Source organism: Streptomyces sp. NPDC004134 (assembly GCF_042874195.1).
Lineage (GTDB): Bacteria > Actinomycetota > Actinomycetes > Streptomycetales > Streptomycetaceae > Streptomyces.
In genome coordinates this window covers 13184-33730 of record NZ_JBIAMS010000023.1, presented here as the reverse complement: position 1 = coordinate 33730, position 20547 = coordinate 13184, and the positions used below count along the sequence as shown (strand labels likewise).

At 76.5% G+C, this 20547-nt stretch carries 17 protein-coding genes; 13 read left to right on the top strand and 4 right to left on the bottom strand.

The window, feature by feature from the left end; genetic code table 11:
- Nucleotides 1–212: 212 nt before the first annotated feature.
- On the top strand, nt 213–1040 hold the full coding sequence (locus tag ACFYVJ_RS25770; protein ID WP_388895854.1) for a sulfurtransferase: 828 nt from the start codon (nt 213–215) through the stop codon (nt 1038–1040).
- Nucleotides 1041–1169: 129 nt separating this feature from the next.
- On the opposite strand, the gene sepH is transcribed toward ACFYVJ_RS25770, so the two are convergent.
- A complete protein-coding gene (sepH, locus tag ACFYVJ_RS25765; RefSeq protein WP_388895851.1) occupies nt 1170–2240 on the bottom strand; it encodes a septation protein SepH in 1071 nt (356 codons plus the stop codon).
- Nucleotides 2241–2651: 411 nt separating this feature from the next.
- On the opposite strand from sepH, the gene ACFYVJ_RS25760 reads away from it, so the two are divergent.
- Entirely contained in the window at nt 2652–3737 is a 1086-nt protein-coding gene (locus ACFYVJ_RS25760; protein ID WP_388895847.1) for a hypothetical protein, read from the top strand.
- A gap of 18 nt (nt 3738–3755) precedes the next feature.
- On the opposite strand, the gene ACFYVJ_RS25755 is transcribed toward ACFYVJ_RS25760, so the two are convergent.
- Nucleotides 3756–5087 carry a D-arabinono-1,4-lactone oxidase gene (locus ACFYVJ_RS25755; protein WP_388895844.1) on the bottom strand — a complete coding sequence of 444 codons (1332 nt, stop codon included), beginning with the start codon at nt 5085–5087 and terminating at the stop codon, nt 3756–3758.
- A gap of 151 nt (nt 5088–5238) precedes the next feature.
- Here ACFYVJ_RS25755 and ACFYVJ_RS25750 point away from each other — a divergent pair, with 151 nt between their 5' ends.
- Together ACFYVJ_RS25750 and ACFYVJ_RS25745 are read left to right on the top strand one after the other, a co-directional pair.
- A complete protein-coding gene (locus tag ACFYVJ_RS25750; protein ID WP_388895841.1) occupies nt 5239–6354 on the top strand; it encodes a ferrochelatase in 1116 nt (371 codons plus the stop codon).
- Between the two features lie 95 nt (nt 6355–6449).
- Nucleotides 6450–7274, top strand: coding sequence for an inositol monophosphatase family protein (locus tag ACFYVJ_RS25745; RefSeq protein ID WP_388895838.1), 825 nt, complete (start codon nt 6450–6452; stop codon nt 7272–7274).
- Between the two features lie 231 nt (nt 7275–7505).
- Here the strand turns inward: ACFYVJ_RS25745 and ACFYVJ_RS25740 are convergent, their stop codons facing one another.
- Nucleotides 7506–7682: a hypothetical protein gene (locus tag ACFYVJ_RS25740; RefSeq protein WP_164492590.1), complete on the bottom strand. Its 177-nt coding sequence runs from the start codon at nt 7680–7682 to the stop codon at nt 7506–7508.
- Between the two features lie 294 nt (nt 7683–7976).
- On the opposite strand from ACFYVJ_RS25740, the gene ACFYVJ_RS25735 reads away from it, so the two are divergent.
- The 4 genes from ACFYVJ_RS25735 (at nt 7977) to ACFYVJ_RS25720 (ending at nt 11355) form a co-directional block, all read left to right on the top strand.
- The gene (locus ACFYVJ_RS25735; RefSeq protein ID WP_101421051.1) at nt 7977–8630 is read left to right on the top strand and encodes a response regulator transcription factor; all 654 of its coding nucleotides are present in this window, start codon (nt 7977–7979) and stop codon (nt 8628–8630) included.
- 39 nt (nt 8631–8669) lie between these two features.
- Nucleotides 8670–9938: a sensor histidine kinase gene (locus ACFYVJ_RS25730; RefSeq protein WP_388895833.1), complete on the top strand. Its 1269-nt coding sequence runs from the start codon at nt 8670–8672 to the stop codon at nt 9936–9938.
- 317 nt (nt 9939–10255) lie between these two features.
- Complete coding sequence (locus ACFYVJ_RS25725; protein WP_018838171.1) at nt 10256–10555, top strand: DUF4193 domain-containing protein; 300 nt, start codon at nt 10256–10258, stop codon at nt 10553–10555.
- A gap of 8 nt (nt 10556–10563) precedes the next feature.
- The gene (locus ACFYVJ_RS25720) at nt 10564–11355 is read left to right on the top strand and encodes a hypothetical protein (protein WP_388895830.1); all 792 of its coding nucleotides are present in this window, start codon (nt 10564–10566) and stop codon (nt 11353–11355) included.
- A 53-nt stretch (nt 11356–11408) separates the two neighbouring features.
- Here ACFYVJ_RS25720 and ACFYVJ_RS25715 read toward each other — a convergent pair whose 3' ends face one another.
- Complete coding sequence (locus ACFYVJ_RS25715; protein WP_388895827.1) at nt 11409–11861, bottom strand: DUF3093 domain-containing protein; 453 nt, start codon at nt 11859–11861, stop codon at nt 11409–11411.
- Between the two features lie 71 nt (nt 11862–11932).
- Between ACFYVJ_RS25715 and ACFYVJ_RS25710 the strand changes: the two genes are divergently transcribed.
- The 5 genes from ACFYVJ_RS25710 (at nt 11933) to ACFYVJ_RS25690 (ending at nt 20543) form a co-directional block, all read left to right on the top strand.
- Entirely contained in the window at nt 11933–12514 is a 582-nt protein-coding gene (locus ACFYVJ_RS25710; RefSeq protein ID WP_388895824.1) for a PaaI family thioesterase, read from the top strand.
- Nucleotides 12511–13032 (top strand): dUTP diphosphatase, encoded by a 522-nt coding sequence (dut, locus tag ACFYVJ_RS25705; RefSeq protein ID WP_101421047.1) that lies wholly within the window; start codon nt 12511–12513, stop codon nt 13030–13032. The genes ACFYVJ_RS25710 and dut overlap by 4 nt, the downstream gene beginning before the upstream one ends.
- A 1-nt stretch (nt 13033) precedes the next feature.
- A complete protein-coding gene (locus tag ACFYVJ_RS25700; RefSeq protein ID WP_388895822.1) occupies nt 13034–13807 on the top strand; it encodes a DUF3710 domain-containing protein in 774 nt (257 codons plus the stop codon).
- Nucleotides 13808–14232: 425 nt separating this feature from the next.
- Nucleotides 14233–17580 (top strand): FtsX-like permease family protein, encoded by a 3348-nt coding sequence (locus ACFYVJ_RS25695; protein ID WP_388895820.1) that lies wholly within the window; start codon nt 14233–14235, stop codon nt 17578–17580.
- Entirely contained in the window at nt 17577–20543 is a 2967-nt protein-coding gene (locus ACFYVJ_RS25690) for a hypothetical protein (protein ID WP_388895817.1), read from the top strand. The genes ACFYVJ_RS25695 and ACFYVJ_RS25690 overlap by 4 nt, the downstream gene beginning before the upstream one ends.
- The last annotated feature ends 4 nt before the right edge of the window (nt 20544–20547 follow it).

Genomic DNA, 20547 nt, shown 5'->3' with positions numbered 1-20547 from the left:
CGGACATGGCAGCCCTCTCTGACCATCGGAAGGTGGCGGTGGGTGACGTTCCGGTGACGCCTCTGCAGATATTTCCATCACCCGTGCCGCAGTGCGCCCCCTCTGCGCCGATCGATCTGAAGAATTGTCCGTCTCGCCAGGAGATGTTCGCTTTCGGGCAGGGCGGGGGCGGGGCGGGAGACGCGGCGCGACTCTGCGCCAGGATGGCCTCCATGGATGCCATCATCTCCGGAACCGATCTCGCGAGCGACCTGGCGGGCCCGCGGCCGCCGGCCGTGCTCGACGTCCGCTACACGCTCGGCGGCCCGCCCGGCCGCCCCGCGTACGACGCGGGGCACATCCCGGGTGCCGTCTACGTCGACCTGGACGCCGAGCTGGCCGCCCCGCCGGGACCCGCCGGCCGCCATCCGCTCCCCGGCTTCGACGTCTTCGGCGCGGCCATGCGGCGCGCGGGCGTCTCCCGGGACCGGCCCGTGGTCGTGTACGACGGCGGGCAGGGCTGGTCGGCCGCGCGCTGCTGGTGGCTGCTGCGCTACACCGGCCACCCCGACGTCCGCGTCCTCGACGGCGGCCTCGCCGCCTGGCCCGGCGAACTCTCCCGGGAGACGCCCGCGGACGGCGCGGGGGACTTCACGCCGGAGCCGGGCGCGCTGCCGGTGCTCACCGCGGCGGAGGCCGGCGTACTCGCCCGCCGCGGCGTGCTGTTCGACGCCCGCGCGGGGGAGCGGTACCGCGGCGAGACGGAGCCCATCGACCCGGTCGCGGGCCACATCCCCGGCGCGGTCTCGGCGCCGACGACGGAGAACCTGGACGCCGACCGGACCTTCCTGCCCGCGGCGGAGCTGGCGGCGCGCTTCCGGGCGCTCGGCGCCGCGCCGGGCACGGAGGTCGGGGTCTACTGCGGCTCGGGGGTGTCCGCCGCCCAGGAGGTGCTGGCCCTGGCGATCGCGGGCATCCCCGCGGCGCTGTACCCGGGTTCGTGGTCGGAGTGGGTGGCGGACCCGGCGCGGCCGGTGGCGACGGGCGCGGAGCCGGGCTGACGCAGGCGGGTGGCGCCGCCCGCGTACCCGAGCAACGCCGGGGCGGGCGGCGTCCCTTGCGAGGGCGCGACGGAAGGCGAGGGCGCGGCCCGCGGGGCGAACCCCTGCGAACCGCGCCCGGCCGTACGACTACTCCGGCTTCTTGCGCCTGCTTCCGAACACGATCTCGTCCCAGCTCGGCACCGCGGCCCGCCGGCCGGGCCGCACGCCGTCGGCCTCTGCCTGCCGGTCGGTCTGCCCGGTCAGCCGCTCCCGGTGCGCCGAGACGCTCCGCGGCATCAGCACGTCCGCGTACGCGGAACCCGCGCTCGCCGCGGGCGCCGGAGGCTCCTCCTCCACCGCGGGCGGCTCGGGCTCCTCCTCGGGCGGCCCCGGCACGGGACCCGGCTTGGTCGCGGAACCCGCCGAACCCGCCGTGGCGGCGGGCCCGTCGGCGGCGGCCGCGGGCGCGGACTGGTCCGGCACCACCAGGTCGCCCCGGAAGCTCGGCACCGCCTCCAGCAGGCTGGTCAGCGAGTCGCGGTCCTCACCGGCGCCGTCCCGGTCCCCGCGCCCGTCGGACGGCCGCTCCGGACTCCGGGGCAGCCGCGCGATCTTGGGCACGAACGGCAGGCTCGGCTCGGGCGAGGCATCGGTCTCGCCGATCAGCGCGCGCGCCTCGTCGTCGACGGGCTGCACGAGCCGCCGCGGCGGGTCGTACGTCCAGCCGGCGCTGTGCGGCTCACCCGCGACGCGGTAGACGAGCAGCACCTCCCAGGTGCCGTCGTCCCGGCGCCAGGAGTCCCACCGCGCGGAATCCTTCTCCGCACCGCGCATCATCAGCCGCTCGGCGACCGCCTCGCCCAGCGCGGGCCCTGCGCTCTCGCCGGGCCGCCGCAGGGGCGTCTTGCGGGCGCGCTCGGCCATGAACGCCCGCTCCGCGAGCACGGGGCCCTCGAAGCGGCGGACGCGGTCGACGGGGATCCCGGCGAGCGCGGCGACCTCCTCCGCGGACGCTCCGGCTCGTATCCGGGCCTGGATGTCCCGCGGGCGCAGATGGTTCTCGACCTCGATCTCGATCTGGCCGAGCCGCGCACGGTCGTTGCGCACCGCGGCGCGCAGACGCTCGTCAATCGGAAGGGTGTACTCCGTACTGTCCGCAGCCTTCAGCACCAGCCGTGTGCCGTCGTTACTGACCGCCACGACACGCAGTTCGGGCATGGGAACCTCCCGGTGGTGCCTGCCGACGTTCGGTGCGTCGCTGCTCTTCCCGCTAGTCGAGTGTGGCCTGCCCGGGTGCAGCCTGCCACAACATTGCTGAGTTGCCCGGCGTGTCGGGTCTTGGAACCCGATGCGCCGTTATGACACGGTTACGCATTTGCAACGCAGCGGCCGTGATCGCCGCCGTCGGACGGACACCGGAGCACTGGCTCGCCCACAGTACTCCATTCGAGCCATGCGGGTGGACCGGCGCGCCACCGAACGCGGAACGGTGCACGGCAGTTGAGTCTGCCTGTTGCGCCCCGGTTCGATCAAGAGGTGCGTTGCATCACAGAATCCCCGGAATCGGAACTAACGGGTCCGTCCGCGCGCTCGTCCATGAGGGCAGGAGGCCATCGGAGCGATCTTGGGATGGAGATGCAAGGCACGGCGGACAGGACGGCGGACGACGAGCGCGGGGAGAAGCGCAAGGGGAAGATCGAACTCAGCGGCGCCCAGGTCGCGGGCGGTGCGTCGGCCACGATGGTGGCCGCGTTCCTCGCCTCCAGCATGGGCGTGTACGGCACGATCATCGGCGCCGGCGTCGTCAGCGTGGGCGCCACCGCGGGCGGCGCGCTCTTCCAGCACGTCTTCCGGCGTACGGGCCAGCAGTTGAAGGACGCGGCGGTCGCGGCGCCGAAGGCGCTGCACAAGCAGACGGCGCCGCTGCACACGCCCGTACGCAACCGGGCCGACGACGAGACGCGCCTGCTCAGGACCGTGGAGCCGGCGGCCGGGGACGAGACGCGACTCCTCCCGGGCGCGCCCGCCGCGGCGGACGACGCGACGCAACTGCTGCCCGTCGCACGCCCCGCGGCCGACGACGCGACCCAACTCCTGCCCGCCGCCCGCCCGGAGCCCGGCGATCCCGCCGCCGTGCCCGGCGCACCCGCCCCCACCGGCGGTTTCGGCGCCGCCCGCACCCACGGCACGCGCGCCCGCGGCTGGCGGCGCCCCGCGCTGATCGCCGCCGGGACGTTCGCCGCCGTGATGATCGTGGTCTTCGGCATCGAGAAGCTCACCGGCGGACCGCTCTCCAACGCCTGGGGCGACGACCGCACCGGCACGTCTTTCAGCCCCGGCGAACGAAAGTCCGACTCCCCGCCGGCGCCGGAAGAGGAAGGCCGCACCACCGACGGCACCCACGAGCCCGGCACCGGGGAGACCGACGGCACCGGCGGCACCCCGGGCACCGGCTCCGCCGAACCCGGCGACGGCGGCACCGGCTCCCCGGACGAGGGCACCGGCGAACACACGAACCCCGGCGGCACGCCCACCCCGCGGCCCGGCGGCGGCGACCCCTCCGCGCCCGGCACCACCGACGGCGGCACGCCCCCGGCCCCCACGCCCACCCCGACGGCGCCTGGCACCGGCGAGGAACCCGCGGAGCCCGGCACGGGGGAGACCCCGGCGACCCCGCAGCCGGACGGCGCCACGGCACCGGGGGCGGCGCAGTAGCCGCCCCCGGGCGGGCGCTCAGTCCCCCAACACCCGCCGCACGTAGTCGTTCCCGAACACCCGGCCGGGGTCCAGCCGGTCCCGTACCGCGGTGAACTCCCCGAACCGCGGGTACACGCCCGCCAGATACTCCGCGTCCCGGCTGTGCAGCTTCCCCCAGTGCGGCCGCCCGCCGTGCGCCGTCATGATCCGCTCCACCGCCGTGAAGTACGCCTGGTGCGGTGTCCCCCGGTACAGGTGCACCGCGACGTAGGCCGTGTCCCGCCCCGACGCCGTTGACAGCGGGATGTCGTCCGCGGGCGCGACCCGTACCTCCACCGGGAAGCTGATCCGCAGCCCCGACCGGTCGACCATCGCCTTCAGCTCCCGGATCGCGGCGACGGCCGCCGCCCGCGGCAGCGCGTACTCCATCTCCACGAACCGCACCCGCCGCGGGCTGGTGAAGACCTTGTACGGGATGTCCGTGTACGTCCGCGCCGACAGCGCGCGGCTGGAGACCGCCGCGATGCCCGGAATGGCCGCGGGCACCGCCCGGCCCACCGCGCAGGCCGCCCGGAAGACGCCGTTGGAGAGCAGCTCGTCGTCGATCCACCCGCCGATCCGGCCGAGCGGCTCGGCAGGACCCTCGCTGCGGTTGTTGCGCTTGGTGTTGCAGCGGCCGGTGTGCGGGAACCAGTAGAACTCGAAGTGCTCGTTCTCCTCGGCCAGTTCGCCGAAGGACGCGAGGACGTCCGTGAGCGCCATCGGCTCCTCCCGCGCGGTGAGCAGGAAGACCGGCTCCACCGCGAAGGTCAGCGAGGTGACGACGCCCAGCGCGCCGATGCCTAGCCGGGCGGCGGCGAAGACCGCCGCGTCCCCGCCGGTGTCGGCCGCCGTGTACGTACGCGCCCGGCCGTCGGCCGTCACCAGTTCCAGCGCCGTGATCTGGGCGGCCAGCGAGGCGGAGGAGCGGCCGGTGCCGTGGGTCCCGGTGGCGGTGGCGCCGGACACGGTCTGCGCCATGATGTCGCCCATGTTGGTCAGCGAGAGGCCGGCGGCGGCGAGGGCGTGGTTGAGCTGGTGCAGCGGGGTGCCCGCGGCGACGGTGACGGTGCCGGCCTCACGGTCGATCTCGTGGATGCCGACCAGCCGCTCCGGGCGGATCATGAGCCCGCCGGTGGCCGCGGCGGCGGTGAAGGAGTGGCCCGTACCGACGGCCTTGACCTTCAGTCCCTCCTCGGCGGCGGCCCGTACGGCGTCGGCGACCTCGGCGGTGGTGGCGGGGCTGACGGTGCGCGCGGGGCGGGCGGCGACGGTGCCCGCCCAGTTGCGCCAGGCGCCCGCGGCGCCGGCGCTCCTCACCCGATGCATCCGCCGTCCACCCCCTGAACGGGCCGGTCCCACGGCCCTCGTCACCGGCTCTCGGCCCCCAGTTGGACAGGGATGATACTCGCGCGTACGGACGGTCCCGACGCCGGTGCCCGGCTCGGGCCCGGGGCCGGCTCATGGCAGGATCGAAGACATGCCAGACGTGCCGTCCCCCCAGCCGTACGACGCCCTTCTGCTGCTGTCCTTCGGCGGCCCCGAGGGCCCGGACGATGTCGTTCCGTTCCTGGCGAACGTGACCCGGGGACGCGGCATCCCGCGCGAGCGGCTGGAGGAGGTGGGCAAGCACTACTACCTCTTCGACGGCGTGAGCCCCATCAACGGCCAGAACCGCGTGCTGCTCGAAGCCCTGCGCAAGGACTTCGCCGAGGTGGGCCTCGACCTCCCGGTCTACTGGGGCAACCGCAACTGGGCCCCGTACCTCACCGACACCCTGCGGGAGATGACGGAGGCCGGGCACCGGCGGGTGCTGGCGCTGGTCACCAGCGCCTACGCCTCGTACTCGGGCTGCCGGCAGTACCGCGAGAACCTGGCCGAGTCGCTGGCCGAGCTGACCGCGGAGGGCCTGGAGCCGCCCCGCGTCGACAAGCTGCGGCACTACTTCAACGCCCCCGGCTTCGTCCGCGACATGGTCGTCGGCGTGCAGGACGCGCTGGCGCGGCTGCCCGAGGACGTCCGCGACGGCGCCCACCTGGCGTTCACCACCCACTCCATCCCCACCGCCGCGGCCGACACCTCGGGCCCCCCGGAGGACCACGGCGACGGCGGCGCGTACGTGGCGCAGCACAGGGACGTCGCCAAGCTGGTCGCGGACACCGTGGCCGTGCTCACCGGGGTGCAGCGGCCCTGGCGGCTCGTCTACCAGTCGCGCAGCGGTGCCCCGCACATCCCGTGGCTGGAGCCGGACGTCTGCGACCACCTGGAGGAGCTGCACGCCGCCGGGGCGCCCGCGGTCGTGATGGTGCCGATCGGCTTCGTCTCGGACCACATGGAGGTCCTGTACGACCTCGACACCGAGGCCGCGGCGAAGGCGGCCGAGCTGGGCCTGCCCGCCGTGCGGTCCGCGACCGTCGGGGCGCAGCCGGCGTTCGTCGAGACGCTGCGCAAGCTGATCCTGGAGCGGGCCTCGGCCGAGCGCGGGGAGCCGGTCGAGCGGCTCGCGCTGGGCGGGCTGGGGCCGAGCCACGACGTCTGCCCGGCGGGCTGCTGCCCGGCCCGCAACCCCCGGCCCGCGACCGCGGGCGCCGACTGACGCCACCGCGGGCGCCGCCGGACCGGCCGGCCACCTGCGCCCGGCAGCCGTCCTCCAGCCGCCCGCGGCACCCACCCCCGCACCCGAGGAGCACCGTGACCGACGAGCCCCGCCCCGAGCCCGCCGCCGCACCCCACGACGAGCTGCTGGCCCTGGCGCTGGAGGCCGCGCGCCGCGCGGGCGAGCTGCTGCGCGACCGCCGGCCCGCCGACCTCGGCGTGGCCGCGACGAAGTCCAGCGCCATCGACGTCGTCACCGAGATGGACTTCGCCGCCGAGAAGCTGATCACCGGCTTCCTGACCGAGCACAGGCCCGCCGACGGGATCCTCGGCGAGGAGGGCGCGAGCCGGCCCGGCACCAGCGGGGTGCGCTGGGTCGTCGACCCGATCGACGGCACCGTGAACTACCTCTACGGCCGTCCCGACTGGTCGGTGAGCATCGCCGCCGAGTACGCGGGCGAGGCCGTCGCCGGCGTCGTGGCGGCGCCGATGCGCGGCGAGACGTACCACGCCGTACGCGGCGGCGGCGCCTTCGTCAACGGCGCACCGGCGCACTGCCGACCCACCCCGCCGATGGACCAGGCGCTGGTCTCCACCGGCTTCAACTACGTCCTCGACGTCCGCGCCCACCAGGCCGAGGTGGCCCGCCGGCTCATACCCCGGGTGCGCGACATCCGCCGCGGCGGCTCGGCGGCGATCGACCTGTGTGACGTGGCCTGCGGCCGGCTCGACGGCTACTACGAGCGCGGCCTGAACCCGTGGGACCTGGCCGCCGGCGACCTCATCGCCCGCGAGGGCGGCGCGCTGACCGGCTCCCGGCCCGGCGGGCGGCCCGACGGGGACCTGACCGTAGCCGCGGTGCCGGGGCTCTTCGAGCCGCTTCAGCGGCTGCTGGACGAGCTGGGCGCCTGGCACGACTGACCCCCCGGCCCCGCCGCCGCACCGCCCTCTCAGGCCGTTCTACGGGCCCTCGCGCCGGTCCCGCGGCCCGCACCCCGGCCGCTCCGCGCGTACGCCCCGCCGGAGCCCCGCCACCTTCCCGCCCGTACCCCGCAACGCCCGCGCCACCGCGCCGACGCCTCCCGGACACCTGCGGACAATGCGGCGCCCCGGCACCGTCGGGGTGCCGGGGCGGTGTGGGCGTCGGGCGGGTCAGACTCCGGAGCCGGCGCCGACCTCGACGCCGTGGTCGGCGGCGAGCCGGCGCAGATCGTCCAGCTCCTCCTGCTCGACCTCGACACCGAACTCGTCGCCTTCCTCGCGGGCGCGGTCCAGCTCGTTCTCGGCCTTCTTGATGCGCTGCAGAATGCCAGCGGTGAAAGCGTCCATTGTGTGCGCCCCCTCGTCGTCGGGTCGAGGCACTTGGGGGTGTGCCGACGGTTCAGATCACGGAGACCGTCCTTCCGGCTACAGCCTGTGTGCCGTGCCGGGAATGGAGGCTGGGAAACGTGATCGGCGGGTGTGGAATCGTCCTCCCCGCAGTACCGGGGGTGGAAACATCGGATCCGCAGAATCTTTGGGTGCCCGGCTGCTTACCACCGGTTTACGCCCATTGCAGGCAGGATGGAGCTGGTCATCAGCACCGTTCCGTGCCCCCACGCACCACGTAGAGAGGACCCAGCCGTGCGCGTACTCGTCGTCGAGGACGAGCAACTGCTCGCCGACGCGGTGGCCACCGGCCTGCGCCGGGAGGCGATGGCCGTGGACGTCGTCTACGACGGCGCGGCCGCCATCGACCGCATCGAGCTCAACGACTACGACGTGGTCGTGCTCGACCGCGACCTGCCGCTGGTCCACGGCGACGACGTGTGCAGCAAGGTCGTCGAGCTGGGGCTGCCCACCCGCGTGCTGATGCTGACCGCGGCGGGCGATGTCCGCGACCGCGTCGAGGGTCTGGAGCTGGGCGCGGACGACTACCTGCCCAAGCCGTTCGCCTTCAGCGAACTCACGGCGCGCGTGCGCGCCCTCGGCCGCCGCAGCACCCAGGCGCTGCCCCCGGTGCTGGAGCGGTCCGGGATCAAGCTCGACCCGGGCCGCCGGGAGGTCTACCGGGACGGGCGGCTCGTGCAGCTCGCGCCGAAGGAGTTCGCGGTGCTGGAGGTGCTGATGCGGGCCGAGGGCGGCGTGGTCTCCGCGGAGCAGTTGCTGGAGAAGGCGTGGGACGAGAACACCGACCCGTTCACCAACGTCGTACGCGTCACCGTCATGACGCTGCGCCGCAAGCTCGGCGAGCCCCCCGTGATCATCACGGTGCCCGGCTCGGGCTACCGGATCTGACGCCCCCGACGCACCCCCACGCACCCGACGGATGGCCTCATGGACGACAACAGACGCTCCGCGTCGGACGAGCTGCCCGCCGGCACCCCGCCCAAGCCCACCTGGGATCCCCGGGAGGGCGCGGCGCCGTACTGGCTGCGCCCGACCATCCGGATACGCCTCACGCTGATCTACGGCGGCATGTTCCTGATGGCCGGCATGGTGCTGCTGGCCATCATCTATCTGCTGGCCGCCACCGCCCTGGACAGCTTCGCCACCCCCTTCAAGCTGCTGGAGAGCAGCGGCACCGTGCAGGTGGCCAGCGGGCCCTGTCCCGAGGTCTCGGACGCCAAGACGTACGACCAGTTCAACGGGATCCTGGAGGCGTGCATCGAGCGGCGCCGCCAGCTCGCCCTCGACTCCCTGCTGCGCAAGTCGCTCCTCGCGCTGCTGGGCATGACGGTCCTGGCCTTCGCCTTCGGCTACGTCGTCGCCGGCCGGGTGCTCTCGCCGCTCGGCCGGATCACCCGCACCGCGCGCAGCGTGGCCGGCTCCGACCTGCACAAGCGGATCGAGCTCGACGGGCCCGACGACGAGCTGAAGGAGCTGGCGGACACCTTCGACGACATGCTCGACAGACTCGACCGGGCGTTCAACGCCCAGCAGCGCTTCGTCGCCAACGCCTCGCACGAGCTGCGCACGCCGCTGGCGATCAACCGCACCCTGCTGGAGGTCCAGCTCTCCGACCCCCAGGCGTCGCCGGAGCTGCAGCAGCTCGGCAAGACCCTGCTGGCCACCAACGAGCGCAGCGAGCTGCTGGTGGAGGGCCTGCTGCTGCTCGCCCGCAGCGAGAACGAGATCGTCGACAGGAAGCCCGTCGACCTCGCCGAGGTGGCCTCCCAGGCGCTGGACCAGACCCGCGGCGAGGCGCAGGGCAAGGGGGTCGAGCTGCGCGGGGTGCGCAAGCCCGCGTACGTCCAGGGCAACGGGGTGCTGCTGGAGCGGGTGGGGCTGAACCTGGTGCAGAACGCCGTGCGGTACAACGTCCCCGAGGGGGGCTGGGTCGAGGTGGGGACGGAGGCACAGCCCGGCGTCGCCGTGCTGACGGTCGCCAACACCGGACCGGTCGTCCCGGCGTACGAGGTGGACAACCTTTTCGAGCCGTTCCGGCGTCTTCGCACGGAGCGTACGGGCAGTGACAAGGGGGTAGGACTGGGGCTGTCCATTGTGAGATCCGTCATTCGCGCGCACGGCGGGACGGTGACCGCACAGCCGCGCGAAGGCGGGGGCCTGGTGATTCGCGTCGCCTTGCCCATGCAGACTGTGTGATACGTCACATTCCGTACATCCCGGTCGTGTGCGCTGCGTCATCGCCGCATTCCGGGAAAAGCCCGTAAGATCCGCGTTTCCGCAGGATGCGGTCACGGGAAGTACACGGGGTGGCGTGCACGAGAAGGGCCCGGGACCGCGTATGGTCCCTTTCGCCATCCGGCCGCGATCACCCCTGCGGGGGGCGGCTGGGTGTCGATTGCGTAACAGACCTTGATGTGAGGCAAAATCTCCGCTTCGGGTCGGGCACAAGACCGGCCTCTCATGCGTTACGTGCGCTGGAGACTCACTGACCACCCGGAGGGGGAGAGCGAAGAATGGCAACGGACTACGACACCCCACGCAAGACAGACGACGACGTCAACGAAGACAGCATCGAAGAGCTGAAGGCGCGGCGCAGCGACAAGTCGGCCGCCGCCGTCGACGTCGACGAATTCGAGCAGAACGAGGGGCTGGAGCTGCCCGGTGCGGACCTCTCCAACGAGGAGCTGTCCGTGCGGGTCCTGCCCCGCCAGGAGGACGAGTTCACCTGCATGAGCTGCTTCCTGGTGCACCACCGCAGCCAGTTGGCCGCCGAGAAGAACGGCCAGCCGATCTGCCGCGACTGCGCGGCCTGAGGCCGGCCGTGGCCCCCACGGCCGGCTCCGGTCCCGCCGGACCGAAGACCGGGATCCTGCAGCGGACGCGCCCCGACCGGCGCGTCCGGGCGGCGCTGGAGCGGGTGGCGGACGCCATCGTGCAGACGGCGCCGCGCGTCCCGGTCCGCGATCTGGCGACCCTGCGCCGGCAGTTCCCCGGGCTGGGCCCGGAGGAGATCGCCGACCGGCTGATCGCCGGTGCGGTGAAGGGGAGCGCCACGGTCGGCGCGGGCATCGGAGCGGCGGCGATGATGCCCGCGCCGCCAGCCATGCCCGCCGAGCTCGCCGCCGAGATCGTGGCGGTGGCCTCGATAGAGCTGAAGCTGATCGCCGAGCTGCACGAGGTGTACGGGGTACGGGCGGCAGGCCCGGCGCGGCAGCGGGCCATGGCGTACCTCGGCGCCTGGACCGACGAGCGCGGCATCGACGCCGCGTCGGTACTCAAGGGCAGCGTCAGCTTCGACGCCGTACTCGGCGGCCCCATGCGCCGCCGGCTGCGGCAGCAGATCCTCAAGCGCACCGTGCGGAACCTGCCGAGCCTCGCCCCGTTCCTCATGGGCGCGGCCGCCGGTGCGCTGATGAACCGCAGGGACACTAGCAAGCTCGCCGAGCGCATCCGCGACGACCTGCGCACCCGCCAGGTCCCGTGGGACCCGCTCCCGCCCGCGGGCGGGGAGCTTGCGGCGCCCGGGGACCCCGGCGGCCGTACCGGCGCCGGGGGCACGGGCACGGGACTGCCGAAGGGCGACCCGCCGGCGCTGCCGCCGGCCGGGCGCTGAGGCGCGCGCCCGCGTCCCCTCAGCCCGCGTCCCGCCTCAGCCCGCGTCCCGCCTCAGCCCGCGGCGGACCGCAGCGCCGCGACCAGCCGCTCCGGCTGCCGCGTCGACAGGTAGAGATACGGCGTCGGGTCCTCCGGATCCGTGACCTCCACCCGCACCGCCGTCGGGATGTACCCCCGCAGCAGCATGTACGCGCGCGTGTCCGCCTTGTGCGTACGCCAGGCCCGGGCCTCCTCCGCGTCCAGCGCCTGCGCCTCGCCCAGTGCCGTCAGCGGGACCCGGGCGTCGTCGGTGACGAGCTTCCCGGCGACGATGCGGATCCGCGCCGAGCCGTACGAGCTGACGCCGACCGCCGCCAGCGCCGTCCCGCCGGCGAGCCCGGCAAGCAGCGGCAGGGTCCCGAAGGGCGTCAGCACCAGCGCCAGGCACACCCCCGTGCCCACCGCCAGAGCCCACCAGGACCGCGGTGCGCTCAGCCGCTCGTCGTAGCTCTGCGTCGTCTCCATGGCACCCAGCCTCCCACGGCCCCCGACCGCGGCTCGGCCGCGGGTCGTGGGCGCAGGTAGGCTCTGGCCGCGTGACTGCAAGTGACAAGCTGACCCCGCCGCCCGGCGCCGCGGAACCCGTGCGGCACCCGGACGCCCCGGCGCCGGGCCAGCTCCTCGGCTCCCACTACGACCAGTGCTTCGGCTGCGGCGCCGAGCAGGAGCACGGCCTGCACCTGGCCGCGCGGGCGGGCGAGGGCGTGAGCGTGACCGCGGAGTTCACCGTCAAGGCCGCCCACCAGGGCGCTCCGGGCCTCGCCCACGGCGGGGTGCTCACCTCCGCGCTCGACGAGACGCTGGGCGCGCTGAGCTGGCTGCTGCGCACCATCACGGTGACCGGCCGGCTGGAGACCGACTTCCTGCGCCCGGTGCCGGTGGGCACCACGCTGCACCTGGCCGCGCACGCCCGCGCCGTCGCCGGCCGCAAGATCTACTCCACCGCCGCCGGCCGCCTCGACGCCCCGGACGGACCGGTGGCCGTACGGGCGGACGCGCTGTTCGTGGAGGTGAACGTGGACCACTTCGTCGAGCACGGCCGGGACCGCGAGATCCGGGCCGCGATGGCCGACCCCGACCAGGTCCGGCGGGCCCGTGCGTTCGAGGTGAACCCGTGACGGCCGGGCGGGAGCCGGTGGACGTGCTGATCCGCCGCGTCGACCCCGAGGTACCGCTCCCGGCGTACGCGCACCCGGGCGACGCCGGGGTCGACCTCGTCACCACCCGGCCCGCGGAGCTGCCCCCCGGCGAGCGCGTCATCCTGCCCACCGGCATCGCCATCGCGCTGCCCGACGGCTACGCGGCGTTCGTCCACCCGCGTTCCGGGCTCGCCGCCCGCTGCGGCGTGACGCTCGTCAACGCCCCGGGGACGGTGGATGCCGGGTACCGTGGGGAGATCAAGGTGAACGTGGTCAACCTCGACCCGCGCCGCCCGGTGCGTTTCGAGCGTTTCGACCGGATCGCCCAGCTCGTGATCCAGCAGGTGGAGAAGGCCCGCTTCCACGAGGTATCCGAGCTCCCCGGTTCCGCCAGGGGCGAGGGTGGGCACGGTTCGACCGGAGGGCACGCCTCCCTCGGGGACCGTAAGGCCGTTCATGGATACGCTTCGGTCATTGCCGACCGGGAAGGACAGTGACGTGTTCGGACGTCGTCGCAAGGGGCAGGAGGAGCCCGCCGACAAGCTCGCCGACGGCGTGGCCGCGGAGGACGCCGAGGAGTCGGCGGACGAGCCGGAGGACGGGGAGGAGCGCCGCTACGCGCTGCCCCCCGAGGAGCGCCCCGACGGACCGTGGGACATCGGCGAGGTCGAGGACGCCAGCCGCGGCCGGGTGGACCTCGGCGGCCTGCTCGTGCCCGGGGTCGAGGGCATGGAGCTGCGCGTCGAGGTGGCGGGCGACTCGATCGTCGCCGCGACCGTGGTACTGCGGGACAGCGCGATCCAGTTGCAGGGCTTCGCCGCCCCCAAGAACGAGGGCATCTGGGGCGAGGTCCGCACCGAGATCGCCAACGGCATCACCAAGCAGGGCGGCATCATCGACGAGCGCAAGGACACCCTCGGCTGGGAGCTGCGCGCGCAGGTGCCGGTCAAGCTGCCGGACGGCAAGAGCGGCATGCAGGTCGTGCGGTTCGTCGGCTGCGACGGCCCGCGGTGGTTCCTGCGCGGGGTGATCTCCGGCCACGCCGCGGTGCAGCCGCAGGCGGCGGGGGTGCTGGAGAAGATCTTCCGCGAGACCGTGGTCATCCGCGGTGACGGGCCGATGGCGCCGCGGGACCCGATCGTGCTGCAGTTGCCGACGGACGCCCAGATGGTGCCGGACGGGGTGCAGCAGGACGAGGCGAGCGAGGGCTCGCGCTTCGCGGGCGGCATCGACTCGCTGGCGCGGGGCCCGGAGATCACCGAGGTGCGCTGAGCGCGGAGCGCTCCGCGCGGAAGCGGCAGTACGGCGGCGGGCCGGGTCACGACGACCCGGCCCGCCGCCGTGGTGTGCGGGGGCCGCGCGGCGGGGAGCCGGGCGGGTGGGGCCCCCGCGCGGCGGCGGGTGCCGTGAGGCAGCACGGGGGTGTCCGGCCCCGCCCGTGTCGGGCATGCGGTCGCGGCTGCGCCCCTCCTCGGCACGCGCCCGCGGCGTGGCGGGTCTCGGCGCCGTCCCCGAGCGCGCCGGCCGCTGCGTGCCCCTGCCGGCCAGGCCCGCCGGGGCACTTCCGCGTAACGAAGCGGTGACGGCGGGTTCCGGGGCTGCCCGGGGCGTTGCGGCTCGCTTATTCTCCCGGCATCCGGGACATGGGGGGACCGTTGACGGCGACCGCCGTGCGGCCTCGGCGTCGGCTACCGCCGGTGCTGCGGCAGAGCGCGCACCACGGCCTCGTGCTGGCCGCCGCCGCGCTCGCCCTCCTTCTGGCCGTCACCGTCCTCGCCGCGCTCGTCGCGGTCGCCGAGCAGGCCGCGGAGACCGGGGCCAGGGAGCGGCTCGCGGCGGATCCGGACGCGGCGGTGCGGATCAGCGGGGCGTACGACCCGGACGCCGTGGCGCGCGCGGACCGGCCCGTGCGGGGCGCGCTGGCGCGTACGTACGGCGAGGTGGCGCACCGGACGACGCGGCTGGTGCGGGCACCGGCCGCGCGGGAGCAGCAGTTGGCCGTGGCCGGGAGCGGCGTCGGCGGGCGGGGCGCGGTCGGGCTTTCGCTGCTGTGGGCCGAGGACGCGGGACGGCAGGCGCGGCTGACGGAGGGGGAGTGGCCGCGGGCCGGCGGCGGGGCGGCGGCCGGAGGGCCGGTGGAGGTCGTCCTCGACGAGGGCTACGCGGCGCGGCTGGGCCTGGCGGCGGGCGACGGCTTCGCCCTGGGCGGCGACGAGGACGCCGTGCTGGAGGGCGAGGACGCGGGCTCCGGCTCCGGCGGCGATGCCGCGGTGCGGCCGCTGGCCATGCGGGTCTCCGGGCTCTACGTGCCGCGCGACCCCCGCGCGCCTCTCTGGCAGGACCTCACCGGGACCTTCGGCACCCCCGACAGCATCGGCCTCGTCGACCGGCGCGTCTTCGCCGCGCAGCCCCTGCTCCGGCAGGACGCCACCGCCGGGTGGCTCGCCGTGCCCGACGCCCGGCAGTTGCACCTCGGCCAGGTCGAGCCGCTCCGGGAGCGCGTCGTCGCGCTGGCCGCCGGGGACGCCGAGCGGGTCGTCTTCGGCCGGGGCGGCGGCGGGCTCGCCGACGTGGAGGCGGACACCGACCTGCCGTACGCGCTGCGGCAGTTGGACGTGCCCGTCGCCGTCGCGCGGGCCGGTACGTACCTGCCGGTGGCCCTGCTCGCCTCGCTGGCCCTCGCCGCGCTCGTGCTGACCGCCCGTCAGCTCGCCCGGCACCGCGCCGCCGAGCAGGTGCTGCTCGGCAGCCGCGGTGCCGGGCCGCTGCGGCTCGTCGGCGGGGCCGCGGCGCAGTGGGCGGCGGTGGCGCTGCCCGCCGCGCTGGCCGCGCCGTATCTGGCGGGCCCGCTGCTGCGGGGCCTGGCCGGGGCGGGGCTGCTCGACGGGCCGGTGCCGGGGAGCGCCGCGACCGGCGCGGGGTGGACGGTCGCCGCGCTGGCGCTGGCGGTGCACGCCGCCGCGGCGCTCACCCCCGTCGCCCGGGCCGCCCGGGACCGGCGCGCGGTGGCCCGGCTGCGGCGCCGGGTGCCGCGTCTTGCCGCGTACCAGCGGGCGGGTGCGGACCTGGCGCTGGCCGGGATCGCGGCGGTCGGCTGGCTGCAACTGGTCACGTACCGCACCCCGGTCGCCGACTCCGGCGCCGTCGACCCCGTCGTCGTGCTCGCGCCCGTCGCCCTCACCGCCGCGACCGTGCTCCTGGCGCTGCGCCTGCTGCCGCTCGCCGCCCGCGCCGCCGACCGGCTCGGGCGCCGCTCCGCGGGCCTCGTCCTGCCGCTGGGCGGCTGGCACCTGGGCCGCAGGGCGGCCGGGCACGCGGGCCCCGCGCTGCTCGTCGCGCTCGCGCTGGCCATCGCCGCGCTCGGCGCCACAGCCCTCGCCGTGCTCGACCGCGGCGACCGCGACCAGGCCGCGTTCGCGGTCGGCGCCGACCTGAGCGTCGAGGCCGGGCAGGAGGGCGCGGGCTTCGCGCCGCGCGCGGAGCGCCACGCGCGGTACGGCCGGCTGCCGGGCGTCGCCGCGGCCACGCCGGTGGTGGACTGGGACGTCACCGTCGGCACCTCCTTCGCGGGGCTGACCGCGCTGGACTCGGCGGAGGTGCTGCCGACGCTCCGTACCGGCGCCGCCGCGGGCCCCGCGCCCGCCGTACGGGACGGGGCGGGACTGCCGTACGACGTGCTCGCCGCGCTCGGCGGCACGGAACCGGCGCAGTCCCACGGGCTGCCGCTGCCCGGCCGCCCCGGCGCCCTGGGCATGCGCGTACGGCTCGACGCGGACGGCCCCGGCACCGCCGAGCCGTTCACGCTCACCGCCACCCTGGAGGACGCCGACGGCCTCGCGCACACCGTGTCCGGCACCCTGCCGCCCGCCGACGGCCGGGCGCACCGGATGAGCCTGCCGCTCGGCGGGTACCAGTACCCGCTGCGGCTCACCGGGCTCCAGTTGCGCACGGAGGAGGAGGCCGCGCAGCGCACGTACCGGCTGACGATCGACGAGTTCGCGGGCGCCGAGCGCGGCGCCGGTTGGAAGGACCTCGTCGGCGGCGAGCGGCCCGACCGCGGGCTCGCCGGCTGCCCGGGCCGCAAGCCGGCGCCGACGCGCGGCATGCCGCCGCGCCGCGCCACCGGGTTCGTCCTCTGCGAGCTGCGCACGGCTCCCGGCGCGCTCTTCGACGGCGTGCTGCGCGGCCCGGACACCTCGCTGCCCGACGAGTTGCTGAGCTGGCAGGTCCAGCTCGGCCTCACCGGCCAGGGCAAGCCGCGGCCCGTGCCCGTGCTCGCCACCGGCGCGCTGCTCGCCGCGGGCCAGGCGGAGGTCGGCGAGACCCTGCGCGCCGGGCTGCCGGGCGGCACGGAGCTGCGGGCGCGGGTCGTCGGCAGCGTCGACGCCGTCCCCGGCACCGACCCGCGGCGGGGACGGCTGCTGGTCGACTCCCGGGTGCTGGCCGCGTATCTCGTACGGGCCGGGCTCGACCCGCCGGTGGAGTCGCACTGGTGGCTGGCCGCCCGCGGCGGCGACGCCGGTGCCGCGCGCGCGGCGATCGAGCGGCGGCCGGAGCTGGGCACGGCGCGGGACGTGCCGCAGGAGCGCGCGCGACTGGCGGCGTCGCCGCTGCGCGAGGGCACGGACGGGGCGCTGCGGCTGTGCCTGGTGCTGGCGCCGGCGTTCGCCGTCGTCGGCTTCGCGCTGCACAGCGTGCTGGCGGTACGGGCGCGGGCGCGGGAGTTCGCGCTGCTGCGGGCGCTGGGCGTACGGACGCGGCAGTTGACGGCACTGCTGTGGACGGAGCAGCTCTGCGTCGCGGCGTTCGCCGCCGCGGTGGGCACGGCGACGGGGGTGGCGCTCGCGGCCGCGGTGGTGCCGGCGGTGACGGTCACGGAGACCGGCGCGCCCGTGCACCCCGAGCTGGCGGTGGCCGTCCCGTGGGTGCGGGTGGCGGTGGTCGCGGCGGCGGTGACGGCCCTGATCTGCCTCGCGGTCACGGCGACGGCGCGGGCGCTGGCGCGCACGGACCTGGCGCGGGTGCTGAGGGCGGGGGACGAATGAGGGGGTGGCGGCGGTGGCGTACGGAACGGGCGGGCGGCCCGGTTCGTACGGGAAACGCGGCGGGCGCGGCCGCTGAGGACCGGCCCTCCGGGGCGCGCGGCGCGAACGGGCGGTCAGGCGCGGGCGATACGGGCCGGAAGGCCGCCGCCGGCCGGCAGCCCCGCGCCGCCCGCGGCCCCCGCACCTGGCGCGAGGCCCGCGCCGACCTGCCCGCCTTCGCCTGCCTCGGCGTGCTCGTCGCGGTCCTCGCCGCCGTCGCCACCGCCGCGCCCCCGCTCCTCGACCGGGCCGCGGGCCGCGCCCTCGTCGACCGGATCGCCGCGGCGCAGGACGAACGCGCCCTGCTCACCCGCACCGTGACGTTCGGTCAGCCGGTCACCGGACCGGCCGGGGAGGGCGGGACCCGTATCGCCGACGACCTGGAGCAGGCCGGGCAGGACGTGACCACCGGCTCCCCCGACGCGCTCGACGGCCTCCTCGGCAAGCCCCACCACCAGGTCCGCATCCCCGCCGCCACCCTCGACGCGCCCCGCGCCACCGCCGCCCTCTCCCTGCTCCACACCACCGAGGCTCCCGGACCCGCCGGCTACGCCGCGGGCCGCCCGCCGCGCGGCACCGGCCCCGACGGGCCCGTCGAGATCGCCGTCTCCACCCGCACCCGCGACGCGCTGGGCCTGCGCCTCGGCCAGGAGCTGGCGCTCACCCCGGGCGTCGCCGAGCTGGACACCCCCGTCGTCGTCACCGGCGTCCTGCGCCCCGACCCGGCCGCCCCCCTCTGGCGCGGCAACCCGCTCCTCGCCGTTCCCCTCCCCGGCGAGCGCGGGCCCGCCGAGGCCCAGGCGCTCGTCGCCCCCGGCGCGCTCGACGCCCTCCTCGCCCGCGGGCTGCCCCAGCTCACCGTCGAATGGCGGCTCCGGCTGGAGGTGGCCGATGCGGACGAGGAGCGCGGCGAGGCCGCCGCCCGCTTCGCCGGCGACGACGGCCGCGCCGCGCTGATCCGCGCCCTCGCCGCGTACGACCGCGCCTCCGCAGACAACTTCTGCGCCACCACCGGCAACCCCCTGTGCATCTACGGCTCCCACCCCGCCGAGCGCCCGACCCGTGCCGACGAAGTCCAGCCGGTCGTCCGCGACTTCGACGCCGAGTGGGACCAGGCCGCCACGGTCGTCTCCTTCGCCCTCGCCTCCGTCGTCGGCGTCGGCCTCGCCGCCGCCCTGGTCACCGCCCGGCTCGCGGTGCGGCGGCGGCTCGGGGAGCACCGGCTGCGGCGCGCCCGCGGCGCCTCCGCCATCGGCGTCGCGCTGTCCCGCGCCGCACAGTACGCGCCCGTGGCGGGCGCGGCGCTGGCGGCGGGGTACGCCGGGGCGCGGCTGGCGCACCCCGCCGGCCCGGCGCCGCCGGTGTGGCCGGCGGTCGCGGTCGCGGGTGCGGCCTGGCTGGCGCTGCCCGCGCTGACCTGGGCGGCGGTACGGGACCGGCGGCCGGGCCCGCGCCGCCGCCGGGGGCGTGCGGGGCGCCGGCTGACCGCGGAGGCCGCCGTGCTGCTGCTCGCCGCCGCGGGCGTGTGGGCGCTGCGGGTGCGCGGCACGGCCGGCAGCGGCGCGTCGGACCCGCTGGTCGCGGCGGTGCCGCTGCTGTGCGGTCTGGCGGTCGTGGTGCTGCTGATACGGGCCTACCCGCCGCCGCTGCGCCTGCTGGCCCGGCTCGCGGCCCGCCGCCGCGGCCCGCTCGGCCTGCTGGCGCTCTCCCGCGCCGCCCGGGACGCGCCCGCCGCCGTGCTCGCGCTGCTCGTGCTCGTCGCCACCCTGGGCGCCGCGGTCTTCGGCGGCCTGGTCACGGGCACCGTCGAGGAGGGCCGCCGCGACGCGCTCGCATGGCGGACCGGCGGCGCCGCCGCGGTGCTCACCGACGCCGCGAGCCCCGCCGCCGACGAGGCCCTGCGCCGGGCGCCGGGGGTGGCGCAGGCGGTGCGGGTCCGGCTCGTCCGTACCGACCTGACCAGCGCCGCCACCGGCCTCGGGCAGCGCGGCGCCGACGTGCTCGCCGTCGACGGGGCGGCGCTGCGCCGGGCCGACCCCGGTTCGGCCGCGGCGGCGAAGGTCGCGGGGCTGGGGGCGCCGCGGCGGGACGGCGCGGGGCGGCTGGTGCTGCCGGTGCTGGCCGGCGGGGCGCGGGGGGAGGCCCGTACCGGCGAGACGTACGAGACGGAGTGGCCCGGCGTGCGGGTGCGGGTCGCGGGGCGGCTGGCGGGGGGCGCGGCGCGGGACGCGGTCTTCGGCCCGCTGTACGGGGCGGGCGGCGCGGCACCGGGCGCGGACCGGCCGCTGCTGCTCGCCGACACCGCGGCGCTGGCCGCCGCGGACCGGGAGCGCGCCGCGGACACCCCCCGCGGCACGGCCGCGGTGCTGTACTACGGGACCGCCACCCCCGCCGCCCTGCGCGCCGCCGCGCCCGGCACCGGCTACGGCAGCCCGTACGGGGAACTGCTGATCGCCGCCGAGGAGCGGGCCGGGGACCGCGACGACGGCGTGCTCGGCGCGATCCGCGGCGCGCACGCCCTGTGCGCGGCGCTGGCCGCCGCGCTGGCGCTGCTCACGCTGCTCGTGGAGCTGCTGCTCTCCGCCCCCGAGCGCGCCCGCACCACGGCGTATCTGCGCCTCCTCGGCCTCGGCCGGCGCGGCGCCACCGCCCTCGGCGTCCTGCAACTCGCCCCGCTCGCGCTCGCCGCCGCGGCCGGCGGCCTCGCCCTGGGCCTCGCGCTGCCCGCGGCGCTGGGCCCGGCCCTGGACCTCCAGGCCCTCACCGGCGGCCCCACCGCCCCCTCACGCCACCCCGACCACCTCCTGACCGCGGCCCTGACCGTCGGCCTGTTCGCCCTCGTCGCCGCGGCGGCCGCCGCCGACGCGGCGACCACCCGCCGCAGCCGCCGGCTGACGGCCCTGCGCCTCGGGGAGGACCGATGACCGC

Bases quoted from the DNA above. Each gene is read 5' to 3' on its own strand.
- ACFYVJ_RS25770 (WP_388895854.1), top strand. From the start codon at position 213: ATGGATGCCATCATCTCCGGAACCGATCTCGCGAGCGACCTGGCGGGC.
- sepH (WP_388895851.1), bottom strand. From the start codon at position 2,240: ATGCCCGAACTGCGTGTCGTGGCGGTCAGTAACGACGGCACACGGCTG.
- ACFYVJ_RS25760 (WP_388895847.1), top strand. From the start codon at position 2,652: ATGGAGATGCAAGGCACGGCGGACAGGACGGCGGACGACGAGCGCGGG.
- ACFYVJ_RS25755 (WP_388895844.1), bottom strand. From the start codon at position 5,087: ATGCATCGGGTGAGGAGCGCCGGCGCCGCGGGCGCCTGGCGCAACTGG.
- ACFYVJ_RS25750 (WP_388895841.1), top strand. From the start codon at position 5,239: ATGCCAGACGTGCCGTCCCCCCAGCCGTACGACGCCCTTCTGCTGCTG.
- ACFYVJ_RS25740 (WP_164492590.1), bottom strand. From the start codon at position 7,682: ATGGACGCTTTCACCGCTGGCATTCTGCAGCGCATCAAGAAGGCCGAG.
- ACFYVJ_RS25730 (WP_388895833.1), top strand. From the start codon at position 8,670: ATGGACGACAACAGACGCTCCGCGTCGGACGAGCTGCCCGCCGGCACC.
- ACFYVJ_RS25725 (WP_018838171.1), top strand. From the start codon at position 10,256: ATGGCAACGGACTACGACACCCCACGCAAGACAGACGACGACGTCAAC.
- ACFYVJ_RS25715 (WP_388895827.1), bottom strand. From the start codon at position 11,861: ATGGAGACGACGCAGAGCTACGACGAGCGGCTGAGCGCACCGCGGTCC.
- ACFYVJ_RS25690 (WP_388895817.1), top strand. From the start codon at position 17,577: ATGAGGGGGTGGCGGCGGTGGCGTACGGAACGGGCGGGCGGCCCGGTT.